This window comes from Pseudonocardia cypriaca (genome assembly GCF_006717045.1).
Taxonomy (GTDB): Bacteria; Actinomycetota; Actinomycetes; order Mycobacteriales; family Pseudonocardiaceae; genus Pseudonocardia; species Pseudonocardia cypriaca.
In genome coordinates, this window is record NZ_VFPH01000002.1 from 1,242,350 (window position 1) to 1,254,248 (window position 11,899).

The 11,899-nt window shown below is 73.1% G+C and carries 10 protein-coding genes; 3 read left to right on the plus strand and 7 right to left on the minus strand.

The features are described 5' to 3' along the window. Window positions 1–19: 19 nt before the first annotated feature. The 7 genes from FB388_RS23535 to FB388_RS23565 all read right to left on the minus strand — a co-directional run bounded on the left by FB388_RS23535 (window position 20) and on the right by FB388_RS23565 (window position 7,857). Complete coding sequence (locus FB388_RS23535; protein ID WP_142104365.1) at window positions 20–988, minus strand: 5-oxoprolinase subunit C family protein; 969 nt, start codon at window positions 986–988, stop codon at window positions 20–22. Beyond that, window positions 985–1,878, minus strand: a complete 894-nt coding sequence (locus tag FB388_RS23540) for a 5-oxoprolinase subunit B family protein (protein WP_246122326.1) — start codon at window positions 1,876–1,878, stop codon at window positions 985–987. Before FB388_RS23540 ends, FB388_RS23535 begins: the two co-directional genes overlap by 4 nt. Beyond that, window positions 1,875–3,233: an acetyl-CoA carboxylase biotin carboxylase subunit gene (locus FB388_RS23545; RefSeq protein WP_142104366.1), complete on the minus strand. Its 1,359-nt coding sequence runs from the start codon at window positions 3,231–3,233 to the stop codon at window positions 1,875–1,877. Before FB388_RS23545 ends, FB388_RS23540 begins: the two co-directional genes overlap by 4 nt. After that, complete coding sequence (locus tag FB388_RS23550; RefSeq protein WP_142104367.1) at window positions 3,230–3,475, minus strand: acetyl-CoA carboxylase; 246 nt, start codon at window positions 3,473–3,475, stop codon at window positions 3,230–3,232. The genes FB388_RS23545 and FB388_RS23550 overlap by 4 nt, the downstream gene beginning before the upstream one ends. Before the next feature lie 11 nt (window positions 3,476–3,486). Beyond that, window positions 3,487–4,209, minus strand: coding sequence for a 5-oxoprolinase subunit PxpA (gene pxpA, locus FB388_RS23555; RefSeq protein ID WP_142104368.1), 723 nt, complete (start codon window positions 4,207–4,209; stop codon window positions 3,487–3,489). Between the two features lie 12 nt (window positions 4,210–4,221). After that, window positions 4,222–6,609, minus strand: coding sequence for a xanthine dehydrogenase family protein molybdopterin-binding subunit (locus tag FB388_RS23560; RefSeq protein WP_142104369.1), 2,388 nt, complete (start codon window positions 6,607–6,609; stop codon window positions 4,222–4,224). 117 nt (window positions 6,610–6,726) lie between these two features. After that, window positions 6,727–7,857, minus strand: coding sequence for an FAD-dependent oxidoreductase (locus FB388_RS23565; RefSeq protein WP_142104370.1), 1,131 nt, complete (start codon window positions 7,855–7,857; stop codon window positions 6,727–6,729). 153 nt (window positions 7,858–8,010) lie between these two features. Between FB388_RS23565 and FB388_RS23570 the strand changes: the two genes are divergently transcribed. Genes FB388_RS23570 through FB388_RS23580 form a run of 3 tightly spaced genes read left to right on the plus strand, consistent with a single transcriptional unit; the run spans window position 8,011 to window position 11,899 of the window. Beyond that, window positions 8,011–8,586 carry an urease subunit gamma gene (locus FB388_RS23570; RefSeq protein ID WP_142104371.1) on the plus strand — a complete coding sequence of 192 codons (576 nt, stop codon included), beginning with the start codon at window positions 8,011–8,013 and terminating at the stop codon, window positions 8,584–8,586. Beyond that, window positions 8,583–10,256 (plus strand): urease subunit alpha, encoded by a 1,674-nt coding sequence (locus FB388_RS23575; protein WP_142104372.1) that lies wholly within the window; start codon window positions 8,583–8,585, stop codon window positions 10,254–10,256. Before FB388_RS23570 ends, FB388_RS23575 begins: the two co-directional genes overlap by 4 nt. 2 nt (window positions 10,257–10,258) lie before the next feature. Continuing rightward, entirely contained in the window at window positions 10,259–11,899 is a 1,641-nt protein-coding gene (locus FB388_RS23580; protein WP_142104373.1) for an amidohydrolase, read from the plus strand.

Here is an 11,899-nt window from a genome sequence, read left to right on the forward strand (position 1 = left end):
TAAGGGGCACCGCCCGAGGTCAGCTCCCGAGCGCCTCCGCGAGCCGCCGGGTGCGCTTGCGGTAGTCGGACCGGGTGGCGAGAGCGCCGTCCAGGTCGACCTCGACGAACCTGGTGCGGGTCTTCGGCGCCGACTGGGCCACGAGGTCGAGGTCGCCGGACAGCACCGTCGCGATCATCATGTAGCCGCCGCCGGAGACGGCGTCGCGGTGCAGGATGATCGGCTCGACGCTGCCCGGAACCTGGATCGAGCCGATCGGGTACGGCGCGTCCACGATGTTCGACGGGTCCTGCCCGGCGCCGAACGGGGGCTCGCGCGGCACCGTCTCCAGCTCCGGGCCCGCGTAGCGGAAGCCGATGCGGTCGGCGACCGGCGTGAGGTCCCACGTGCTGTCGAGGAAGGCCGCGCGGCCGGCCTCGCTGAGGCGGTGGTCGTAGAGGCCCATGACGACCCTGACCTCGATGTCCTTCGCCACGTTCGGCCGCAGGTCGGCTGGCACGCTCCGGCCGGGGGACGCTCCCGGGGCGGAGCCGACCGGCAGCCGGTCCCCCGCCGCGAGCGGCCGGCCGGAGAAGCCGCCGAGCGCCCCGAGGGCGTAGGTCGAGCGGCTGCCCAGCACCTCGGGCACGTCGATCCCACCGGAGACGGCGATGTACGCCCGTGCCCCCGCCGTGAGGTAGGCGAAGCTCAGCACGTCACCCGCAGACACCGGGAACGACTCCCACAGCGGGCGTTCCTCGCCGTTCACCTTCGGCACCATGCTCGCGCCCGCGACGGCGACCACGGCGTCGTCGGTGAACGCCAGCTCCGGACCCATGTAGACCGCCTCGAGCACCGCGGCGCCCGCCGGGTTGCCGACGAGCAGGTTCGCCGCGCGCAGCGAGTACTGGTCGAGCGCGCCCGACGGCGGGATGCCCAGGTGGTAGTAGCCGGTCCGGCCGGCGTCCTGCACGGTGGTGGACAGCCCTGGCTTGAGCACCTCGATCACTTCAGGACCTCCAGTAGCCGGGCGTTGTAGCCGTCGGGGTCGTCGAGGAACGACTGCAGGTGGAACTCGACGGGGCGCGCCGTGACGTGGAACGTCCCGGCCTCCACCTCCGCGAGCAGCTCGTCGTAGCGCTCCCGGTCGATGGGCGCGAACTTCACGATGTCGGCGGGCCGGAACAGCACCATGAAGTCGGTGAAGTCGGGCAGCGACTGGGTGGGGTCGTAGATCGGGGCGGGCGTGATGCCGAGCATCTGGTAGCCGCCCGCTCCGCGCACCGAGTAGATGCAGGCGAAGCAGCCCCCGTAGCCGACGGTCTGCTTCGGGGTGTCGGTGCGCGGACGCAGGTACTTCGGCACGATGATCTGCCGTTCCCGCGGCACCATCTGGAAGAGGAACGGCAGCCCGGCCACGAACCCGACCATCGAGGTGAACCACGGGGAGCCGGAGTGGGCGGCGATGAAGTCGTCCACGCCACCGTAGCCGTTGATGCGGGCCGCGTACTCGATGTCGGTGGCGTTCGGGTCCTGGTGGCGGTCGCGGAACCGCATGAGGGTCTCGGTGGTCCACGGGTCGCGGTAGAGCACCGGGACCTCCAGCACCCGGGTGGACAGCGCGAGCTCGTGCGCGTCCCCGACCTGCTGCTCCAGGTCCTGCAGCAGCGCGAGCAGCTCGGCGGGCTCCAGCACGTCCGGGTCGTACTGCACCTGGTAGGACGCGTTCGCCGGGCAGATCTCCAGCACGCCGTCGGGCCGCGCGTCGGAGAGCTTCTTCGTGATCGCCATGGCCCGGAAGTTGGCCTGCAGGCTCATCTCCTCGGCCAGCTCGACGAAGATGAACTCGTCGCCACCCCAGCTGTAGCGGGCGGGCTGGACCTCGGTCATCGCGGTCATGCCGTCGGCTCCTCACGGTCGGACAACCACTGCTCCAACGTCCCGGTGTGGAACTCCCCCGCCGCGAACCACGGCTGGTCGAGGATCTCGGTGTGCAGCCCGGCCGTCGTCGGGACGCCCTCGACGGCGAACTCCGCGAGCGCCCGGCGGGAGCGGCGGATGGCGGTCTCCCGGTCCTCGCCCCACACCACGACCTTCGCCAGCAGCGAGTCGTAGAACGGCGGGACCGTGACGTCGGGCTCCAGCCAGGTGTCGACGCGGACCCACGGCCCGGCCGGCAGCTCCACCCGCCCGACCTTCCCCGGCGAGGGCATGAACCCGCGCGCCGGGTCCTCGGCGTTCACCCGGAACTCGATCGCCCACCCGCGGGCCGCGATGCCGTCCTGCCCGTGGGGCAGCCGCTCGCCACCTGCGATCCGCAGCTGCTCGGTGACCAGGTCGATCCCGGTGACGAGCTCGGTGGTCGGGTGCTCCACCTGGATGCGGGTGTTCATCTCGATGAAGAAGAACGCGTGCGTCTCGTCGTCCACCAGGAACTCGACGGTGCCCGCGCTGCGGTAGCCGACCTCGCGGGCGAGCCGCACGGCCGCTGCCGTCATCGCGTCGCGCACCCCCGCGTCGATGCCCGGCGCGAGCGCCTCCTCCACCACCTTCTGCCTGCGCCGCTGCAGCGAGCACTCCCGCTCGAAAAGGTGCACGGCGTCCGTGCCGTCGCCGAGAACCTGCACCTCGACGTGGCGGGCCCGGCGCACGAAGCGCTCCAGGTACATCCGCCCGTCGCCGAAGGCGCTCGACGCCTCCCGGGACGCGGCCGGGAACGCGGTGCGCAGGCCGGCCTCGTCCTCGACGACGCGGATGCCGCGCCCGCCCCCACCTGCCGCGGCCTTGAGCATCACCGGGTAGCCGACGTCCGCGGCGGCGGCGACCGCCGCGGCCACGTCATCGACGCCGCCCGGCGTGCCCGGCACCGTCGGAACGCCCGCTGCGGCGGCGACCTGGCGGGCCCGGACCTTGTCGCCCATCTGGTCGATCACGGCGGCGTCCGGGCCGACGAACGCGAGCCCGGCGTCGGCGACGGCCGCGGCGAACCCGGCCCGCTCGGACAGGAACCCGTAGCCGGGGTGCACGGCGTCGGCGCCCGCCGAGCGCGCCGCCTCGATGATCGCGTCGACGACGAGGTAGCTCTTGCCCGCGGGCGGCGGCCCGATCTCCACCGCCGCGTCGGCCAGTCGGACGTGCCTGGCCTCGGCGTCGGCCGTGCTGTGCACCGCCACCGTGGAGATCCCGAGGTCGCGGGCGGCGCGGATGATCCGCACCGCGATCTCACCGCGGTTGGCGACGAGGAGCCGTTTCACCCGGCCTCGATCACCGCGACCGCCTGGCCAGCGTCGACGACGTCCTCGTTCTCGACGAGGAACTCCACGAGCGTGCCCGCCGCGCCTGCCGGGACCGGGTGGAAGGACTTCATGACCTCGACGAGGCAGACCGTGTCGTCGGCCCCGATGGTCTGGCCCTCCTTCGCGTACACGTCGCTGTCGGGGTCGGGTCGGCGGTAGAAGACACCGGGGATCGGCGAAACGACCTCGTGGCGGCTCACGCGGGCTCCTCTCAGCTCAGGTGGGGACGCAGCGCCTCGTGAACGGCTTTCGCGAGGTCGACGGCATTGGGGGTGTCGGAGTGCACGCAGACGCAGTCGGCCCGCACCGGGATCTCGGTGCCGTCGACGGCGGTGGCGACGCCGTCGGTGACGGCCCGCACCGCCTTCTGCGCCGATGAGCCCGGGTCGAACGCGGCGTGCTCCCGGGTGATGATCAGCGAGCCGTCCGGGCGGTAGTCGAGGTCGGCGTAGTACTCGGAGATGAACCCGCCGGGGCTCGCGCCCCAAACCTTCTCGTGCACGGTGCCCGCCATGCCCATCAGCGGCACGCCGAACACCGCGGCCGCGTCGGCGACGGCCTCGGCGACCTGTTCGTCGCGGGCCGCCATCCCGTACAGCGAACCGTGTGGCTTGACGTGGTTGAGCTCCATCCCCTGCTCGCGCAGGAAGCCGGAGAGCGCGCCGACCTGGTAGATCACGGCGGCGGTCAGCTCGTCGCGCTCCATCTTCATCTCGCGGCGGCCGAAACCCTCGCGGTCGGGCAGCGACGGGTGGGCGCCCACCTTCACCCCGTGCTCCTTGGCGAGCGCGACCGTCCGCCGCATCACCCGGGGGTCGGAGGCGTGGAAGCCGCAGGCCACGTTCGCGAGCGTGATCCAGGGCATCAGCCCCTCGTCGTCGCCGCACCGGTAGATGCTGAAGGCCTCGCCCATGTCGCAGTTGATCGCCACCATGTCGGCCTCCCGTCAGCGTTGGCGAGTGCTCGCAGTGTTACCCGCCTCGCTGACCGCCCGCCAGACCTTCTCCGGACTGACCGGCATGTCGAGGTGCGTGACCCCGAGGTGGGCGACCGCGTCGATCACGGCGTTCACGACCGCGGGTGACGACCCGATCGCCCCGGACTCGCCGATCCCCTTCACCCCCATCGGGTTGGTCGGCGACGGGGTGACCGTCTGGTCGAGGGTGAAGTTCGGCAGGTCCATCGCGGTCGGGAAGTGGTACTCGGCGAGCGTGCCGGTCTTCGGGTTGCCCGCCGCGTCGTAGAGGGCCTCCTCGTAGAGCGCCTGCGCCACCCCCTGGGCGATGCCGCCGTGCAGCTGGCCCTCGACGATCGCCGGGTTGACGATCGGGCCGCAGTCGTCCACCGCCACGTAGCGGCGGATCTCGACGCGTCCGGTCTGCGTGTCGACCTCGGCCGCGCAGATGTGGGTGCCGAACGGCCAGGTGAAGTTGGGCGGGTCGAAGTGGTGGTCGGCGGTGAGGTTCGGCTCCATCCCTTCGGGCAGGTTGTTCGCCAGCGACGCGGCGAGCGCAACCTCCTGGATGGTGATCCCGGGACCGGACGTGCCGGCCACCGAGAACCGGCCGCCGGTGAACTCGAGGTCGTCCTCGGCCGCCTCGAGCAGGTGCGCAGCGATCGCGCGGGCCTTTTCGGCGACGCGGCCGGCCGCCACGTGCACGGCGACCCCGCCGACGGGGAGGCTGCGCGAGCCGTAGGTGTCGCGGCCGAAGGGGGCGATCGCCGTGTCGCCGTGCAGCACCTCGACGTCGTCGGGGTGCACGCCGAGTGCGTCGGCGGCGATCTGCGCCCACACCGTCTCGTGCCCCTGACCGTGCGGGGAGGTGCCGGTGACGACCTCGACCTTGCCCCCGACCGTCATCCGCACGGTCGCGGCCTCCCAGCCGCCGCTCTGCAGCCGCACCCCGGCTGCGACCTTGGACGGCGAGAGCCCGCCGCTCTCGGTGAAGTTGCCGATGCCGATGCCGAGCTGCACGACGTCGCCCGCCTCGCGGCGCTCGCGCTGCTCGGCGCGCAGCCGCTCGTACTCGACGAGGTCCATCGCCTTGCGCATGGTGGTCTCGTAGTCGCCGGAGTCGTACATCACGCCGGACGGCACGGTGCGCGGCTCGGAGAACGGCGGGATGAGGTTGCGCAGCCGCACCTCGGCGGCATCCATCCCGAGCTCGCGGGCGAGGTCGTCCATGATCCGCTCGTGCGCGTAGGCGGCCTCGGAGCGGCCCGCGCCGCGGTAGGCATCGGTGGGCGTGAGGTTGGTGAACACGCCCTTGCACTCGAAGGAGTAGGCGCCGAAGTCGTAGAGGCCGCAGTAGGTGAACGCCCCGAAGACGGCGATGCCGGGGGTGAGCAGCTGCAGGTAGGCACCCATGTCCGCGAGCAGCTCGACCCGCATCCCGAGGATCTTGCCCTCGCGCGTGGCCGCGACCGCGATCTTCTGGATCTGGCCGCGCCCGTGGGTTGTGGCGACGTGGTTCTCCGAGCGCGTCTCGGTCCACTTCACCGGCTTGCGGAGACGCCGCGCCAACGCGAACGCGAGCGCCTCCTCGGCGTAGACGTTGAGCTTGGAGCCGAAGCCGCCGCCGACGTCCGGGGCGACGACGCGGATCTTGCTGTCGGAGACGCCGCAGATCAGGGCGAGCAGGTCGCGCACGAAGTGCGGCACCTGCGTGGAGGTGTAGACGGTGAACGCGCCGCCCACCGGCTCCGGGACGACCACGACCGCACGGGGCTCCATCGCCGAGGGCAGCACCCGCTGCTGCAGGTACCTCCCCTCGACCACCACGTCGGCCTGCGCGAAGGCCCCCTCGACGTCGCCGACGGCCAGTGGCCAGGTGTAGCAGTGGTTGGTGCCCAGCTCCTCGTGCACGAGTGGGGAGCCGGGTTCGAGGGCCGCCTCGATGTCCACGACCGCCGGCAGCTCCTCGTAGTCGACCTCGACGAGCCCGAGCGCCTCGTGGGCCGTGCGCGGGTCGGTCGCCAGCACGACGGCGACGCCGTCGCCGACGTGGTTGACCTCGCCCCGCGCCAGCGGCGGGTGGTCGGGGATCTTGATGTCCTCCGTGACCGGCCACCCGCACGGCAGGCCGATCGCGAACTCGCCGGCCAGGTCCTCGCCGGTGAGGACGGCCACGACGCCGGGCAGCGCGCGGGCGGCGCCCGCGTCGACACCCCGGATCCGGGCGTGCGCGAGCGGGCTCCGGACGACCGCCATGTGGAGCGTGCCGGCCGGTGCGATGTCGTCGGTCCAGGTGGCCCGGCCGGTGATCAGTGCGGCGTCCTCGCGGCGGGGCACGCTCCGGCCGACGAAGGTCGGGGTCTCGGCGGTCTGCGTCATCTGGCGCGCCTCCTCGCTCGACGGACCTCCCAGGGTGTTCTGGATCACGTGCCGCGGGAAGGGGCGACCGCATGATTCACCCGGGCGCCGCCGACCACTCGGCGAGTCCGGTGCCGGTCACACCGGCGTGCCGAACATCTGGGCGGCCATCCGCAGCGACCCCTCGACGACCTCGAACCCGCGGGGAAGCATGACCCGCTCGTACGCCGCGACCCCGTCGACGAGCGACGACCCGCCGGTCAGCTCCGCCGCGAGCGTCTGCGCGTCCCGCAGCGCGGTGTTCGCGCCCACCCCGCCGGTTGGCGGCATGGTGTGGATCGCGTCGCCGAGCAGTGTGACCGGGCCGGGCTCCCACGCCTCGACGCGCTCGCCCGCCCGGATCGTGATCGGGAAGAACGTGCCCCGGTCCGCGTGCCCGAACAGATCGCGGACCCGTGCGTGCCAGCCGGCCGTGGCGTCGACGGTCAACGCCCAGATCTCCTCCGGCGCCATCCGGAACAGCGCCTCGTCGGGCACGCCGAGGCGCTCGGGCCTGGCGGTGAGGACGGTCATGAGGTAGTCGGACGCGCCGTTGCCCGGCGGCGTGCGGAACCGGACCGGGGCGAAGCCCGCGCCGTACCCGGCGTCGTCGGCCACCCAGGAGAAGCCGCGGTCGAAGTCGGCGGGCACCAGCGGGTCGGTGGCCGGGGTGAGCGGCATCCGGCCGTACAGGCACCGGACCCCGAGGTCGCGCACGGCTGCGTGCGGGAGCAGTTGCCGGCGCACGGCCGACCCGACGCCGTCGGCGCCGACCAGCAGGTCGCCCTCGTCGCTGCCACCCCCGGCGAGGTCCACGCGCACGCGGCCGGACGGCAACACCTCGAAACCCGCAACCGTCCGCCCGAAGTGGACGGCGTCCGCGAGCCCGGAGAGCAGCCCCTGCCGGAACGTGAAGCGGTCGACGCAGGTGATCTCGTCGCCGATCGGCGGGAAGGTCTGGGCCATCACCTGCTCCAGCTGGTCGGTGTAGCCGGCGACGAGGTCGCCGTTGACCCCGCTGGTGCGCTGCACCAGGTCGAGGACGTCCGGCGGGAGGCATGCGGCCAGGGCGGCGTTGCCGTCGCGGTCGATGTGGATGCGATAGCCCTGGTTGCGCAGCTGCGGCGACGGGTCCCGCTCGTACACCGCGACGTCCAGGCCGGCGCGGCGCAGCGCCTGCGCGAGCGCCAGGCCGCCGATGCCGCCCCCGCTGATGAGGATCCGAGTCATGCGAGCAGATTATCATTCAACTGTTTGATTGAGTCACTCGTTTACTCGGATTGTGCATCTGCACAGTTTGAGAGCCCGATCTCGTGGGGCATCCGGCTATCCCACCGACCGTCCGGCCTCCATGCTGTGCCGGATGCCGATCCCGGAGGGCCGATGCACCTGACCCCTCGCGAACACGAGCGGCTGCTCCTCGCCGCGGGCGCCGACCTGGCCCGCCGCCGCCTCGCGCGCGGCGCCGTCCTCGGAGCGCCCGAGGCCGTTGCGCTGGTGTGCGACGAGATCTGCGAGCTCGCCTGGGACGGCCTGCCCTACGAGGAGGTCGTCGCACGGGCGCGCGAGGTGGTGAAGCCCGAGCAGCTCGTCGACGGCGTGCCGGCCGCGGTGCCCGCCCTGCAGGTGGAGGCACTGTTCCCGCACGGCTCGGTGCTGGTGCACGTCGACGCGCCATTCGGGCCGCCGCCCACCGACGGTCCCGGTGCGGTGCGCGTCGCCGCCGGGGACGTCGAGCTGGCGCCGGGCCGCGAGCGGGGCACCGCCGTGCTGCGCAACACCGGCCACCTGCCGATCTGGGTCTCGTCGCACGTCCCGCTAGACCAGCTGAACCCGGCACTCGACGTGCAGGCGCCGAAAGGCCGCTACCGGCTCGACGTCCCGGCAGGCACGGCGCTGCGGCTGGACGCCGGGGCCGAACGCGAGGTGGCCGTCGTCCGGATCGGGGGTACGGCGTGACCACGCTGGACCGGGCCGACTACGCCCGCCGCTACGGCCCCACCACCGGTGACCGCATCCGGCTCGCCGACACCGAGCTGTGGGTCGAGGTCGAGGCCGACGACACCGAGCCCGGCGAGGAGCTGCTCGGGGGCTGCGGCAAGACCGCCCGCCACGGCGCGCTCGTCTCCAGCTCGGCCGACCGCTCGTCCGCGCTGGACATGATCGTGCTCGGCGTGGTCCTGCTCGACCCGGTGCTCGGGATCCGCAAGACCAACATCGGCATCAAGGACGGCCGCGTCGTCGGCGTCGGCCGCGCCGGCAACCCGGACGTACTGGACGGCGTGGCCCTCGAGGTCGACGCGCACACCGCGATGATCACCGGCGAGGGCCTGCTCGCGACGCCCGGCATCGTCGACTCGCACGTCCACCTGTCCAACGCCGACCTCGCCGCGGCGGCGCTGTCGGCGGGCGTCACGACGATCGTCGGGATGGGCATCGGCGGTGCGTGGGACGTGGGCGCCAACCCCCGCTACAACCTGCACTCCCTCATCGCCGGGTGGGCGGACGTCCCGATCAACGCCGCGTTCCTGGCCCGCGGGTCGTCCACGTCGGCCGGGCTCCTCGAAGAGGCGGTCCTCTCCGGCTGCGCCGGGTTCAAGGTGCACGAGGACTGGGGCGCCACCCCGGACGTCATCGACACCTGCCTGTCCGTCGCCGAGGGCGCAGACCTGCCGGTGGCCCTGCACACCGACACGCTCAACGAGTCCGGCTACCTCGCCGACACCCTCGACGCGGTCGGCGGCCGCACCGTGCACGCCTACCACGTGGAGGGCGGCGGCGGGCACCCCGACCTGCTGTCGATCGTCTCGCGGCCCAACGTGCTCACCAGCTCGACGACCCCGACCCTGCCGCTCACCCCGTCAACGGTTGCCGAGCTGGGCCCGATGACGCTCACCGTGCACCGCGGCCACGCCCACGTCCCGAGCGACGCCGCGATCGCCGCCAGCCGGATCCGCGAGCACGCGATCTCCGCCGAGAACTGGCTGCACGACCAGGGCGCGATCAGCATCGTCAACTCCGACGCGCTCGGCATGGGCCGCATCGCCGAGTCGGCGCGCCGCACGTGGCAGCTCGCATCGGTGCAGGCGACGCTGGCCGGCGAGACCGGCCCGGACGTCCCCAACAACGCCCGCGTGCTGCGCTACCTGGCCAAGCTCACCCACAACGCGGCCGTCGCCCACGGGATCGCGGCGCACGTCGGGTCGCTGCAGCCGGGAAGGCTGGCCGACATCGCGCTCTGGAACCCGGCCTGGTTCGGCGCCCAGCCCGAGCTGGTGATCAAGTCCGGGTTCGTGGCATGGGGCGCGGCCGGCTCGGGCTCCGGGTCCACCCGGCTCACCCAGCCGCGGCGCATGCGCGCCTTCTACGGCGGGCGGGGCGCCGCACCCGCGCGGCTGGCGCACGTGTTCGTGTCGCAGCAGGCCGACCGGGCCGCGCTGCCGCCCGGGCGCACCTACTCCCCCATCGCCGACAGCCGCGGGCTGACCTGCGCCGACATGCTCCACAACACGGCCACCCCGACCGTCGAGGTCGCGCCCGAGCCCATCCCGGTGCGCGTCGACGGCCGGGAGATCCCGCTGCACCGGTCCGCGACGCTGCCGCTCACGCGGCTGCACCACCTGGGGTGACGATGGAGATCGACCTGGTCGTACGCAACGCCGCCGTCGTCACGATGGACGACGCACGTCCCCGCGCGCACACGCTTGCCGTGCACAACGGCCGCGTGCTGGCGCTGGATGCCGAGGGGCTGCGCGGACGCACCGAGATCGACGGTCAGGGCGCCGCGCTCGTCCCCGGGTTCGGCGACGCGCACAACCACATGGCGTGGTTCGGCTCGTCGCTCGAAGAGGTCGACCTCTCCGGCCTGACCGACCTCGCCACGCTCTACGACCGGGTCGCCGAGCGCGCGGCGACCCTCGCGCCGGACGCGTTCGTGGTCGGCGCCGGCTACGACGACACCGCCATCGGCGGGCACCCGCACCGCCGTGAGCTGGACCGGGCCGCGGGCGGCCGCCCGGTGGTGCTCAAGCACCGGTCCGGGCACGTGACCACCGTGAACAGCCCGGTGCTCGACCGGATCGGCGTGCTCGACGGCACCGCGGTGGTGCCCGAGGGCGGCGTCGTGGTGCGCGACGACTCCGACGACCCCACCGGCACGCTCGAGGAGCAGGCACAGAACCTGGCGAGCGCGCTGCTCGTCCCGTACGCCACCGGCGATCTGGCCCGCGCGATCGGGAACGCGTCGGCCGTCTACGCCACCGAGGGGCTCACCCACGTCACCGAGTGCGGCATCGGCGGCGGCTGGGTCGGGCGCTCACCACGCGAGCTCGCCGCCTACCAGCAGGCCCGCGACGCCGGCGCGCTGACCGTGCGGGTGCAGCTCATGCCGGTGGCCGACGCACTCCACCCGGTCACGGGTCACGCGAACGATCCGGACGGCATCGGCCTCGACCTGGGCATCCGCACCGGCTTCGGTGACGACCGGTTGCGCATCGGGCCGATGAAGATCTTCACCGACGGCTCGCTGGTCGCCCGCACCGCCGCCATGCACGAGGTCTTCTGCGACCGCCACTCGCACGGCTACTTCCAGGACGACCCGGACCTGCTGCGCTCCCTGATCCTGCGTGCCCACGCCACCGGGTGGCGGATCGCCGCGCACGCGATCGGCGACCGCGCGATCGACCTCGCCCTCGACGCGTTCGCCGAGATGCAGCGCACCCGCCCGCGCCCGGACGCCCGCCCGCGCATCGAGCACGCGGCCGTCACCACGCCCGAGCAGATCGCGCGCATGGCCGAGCTGGGCGTCACGCCGGTGCCGCAGGCCAGGTTCCTGTACGAGATCGGCGACACCATGGCCGCCGCCGTCGGGCCGGACCGGGCAGCGGGGCTGTACCGGCACGCGAGCTTCCTGCGCGCCGGGCTGCGGGTGCCGGGCAGCTCCGACCGGCCGGTCGCGGCCGGTGCGCCACTGCTCGGCATGCAGTCGATGGTGCAGCGCCGCTCGTCGACCGGGGCCGTGATCGGCCCGGACGAGCGCGTCGACGCCGCGACCGCCCTGCGCGCCTACACGCTCGACGCCGCCTGGATCGCGGGCGAGGAGCACGAGCGCGGCAGCCTCACGCCCGGCAAGCTCGCCGACTTCGTGCTGCTCACCGACGACGTCACGGTCGTCGAACCGGACCGGATCGGCGACGTCGGTGTCATCGCGACGTTCGTCGGGGGGCAGTGCACCCACGGCGCCGAGAAGCTCGGCCTGGACCAGGAGGGATGA

Coding starts and splice junctions, on each gene's coding strand:
- pxpA (WP_142104368.1), bottom strand. CDS start 4,209: ATGGTGGCGATCAACTGCGACATGGGCGAGGCCTTCAGCATCTACCGG.
- FB388_RS23560 (WP_142104369.1), bottom strand. CDS start 6,609: ATGACGCAGACCGCCGAGACCCCGACCTTCGTCGGCCGGAGCGTGCCC.
- FB388_RS23580 (WP_142104373.1), top strand. CDS start 10,259: ATGGAGATCGACCTGGTCGTACGCAACGCCGCCGTCGTCACGATGGAC.
- FB388_RS23570 (WP_142104371.1), top strand. CDS start 8,011: ATGCACCTGACCCCTCGCGAACACGAGCGGCTGCTCCTCGCCGCGGGC.
- FB388_RS23565 (WP_142104370.1), bottom strand. CDS start 7,857: ATGACTCGGATCCTCATCAGCGGGGGCGGCATCGGCGGCCTGGCGCTC.
- FB388_RS23540 (WP_246122326.1), bottom strand. CDS start 1,878: ATGACCGCGATGACCGAGGTCCAGCCCGCCCGCTACAGCTGGGGTGGC.